The following is a 547-nucleotide window of genomic DNA, read 5'->3' as shown; positions in this document are numbered from 1 at the left end:
GCAACTCGCCAACCTTGCTTTGAGGTAAGGTTATTTTCTTCTCGAGGACACCAAACTCTTTCTTGAATTCATCGCCATCTTTGTAAACCGGATGCGCGTCTTCTTTTAAATCAAACACACTGCCTTGTTTCAGACTGTCAGACGTACCTTTATCAATCACCACGACTTGGTTGGTTGAGCTAAAGCGAATACCGTCGATATTGCCTAGCAACTTTGCAGAACTGCCTTGTGGTGACGGCATAGGGTAGAACGTTGTTGTGAAGTCAGTGTTCTCAACCGATTGATTTGGCAAAGCGATATCGTTGCGCAGGATTTCTTGCAATTGAGACGTGATCTTCAAACCAGAATAATCGCTCGAAGCTTCAACGAGTTCGCCTTTGGCAATCAAACGCAGCGCAGTGATCTCTTTAGACACATCGTCACGCGAAAAGGTTTCTACCGGTCGGTAAATAGCCCAGCCTGTAGCGGTCTGCTTGCCATCGATGTACAACACATCTTCTGCCGTCAGATACTTACTGCCTTTGCTGCTGCCCAGCACTTTTGCAGC

Annotated in this window: 1 pseudogene; it reads right to left on the bottom strand. The window is 46.8% G+C overall.

What is annotated here, in order from left to right:
- Positions 1-547 (bottom strand): annotated as a pseudogene (locus R7O13_RS30005) (peptidoglycan-binding protein); the annotation flags it as partial.

Source organism: Vibrio sp. Y176 (genome assembly GCF_033438945.1).
The sequence above is the reverse complement of the archived record's forward strand: the minus strand, read 5'-3'. Positions and strand labels throughout refer to the sequence as shown.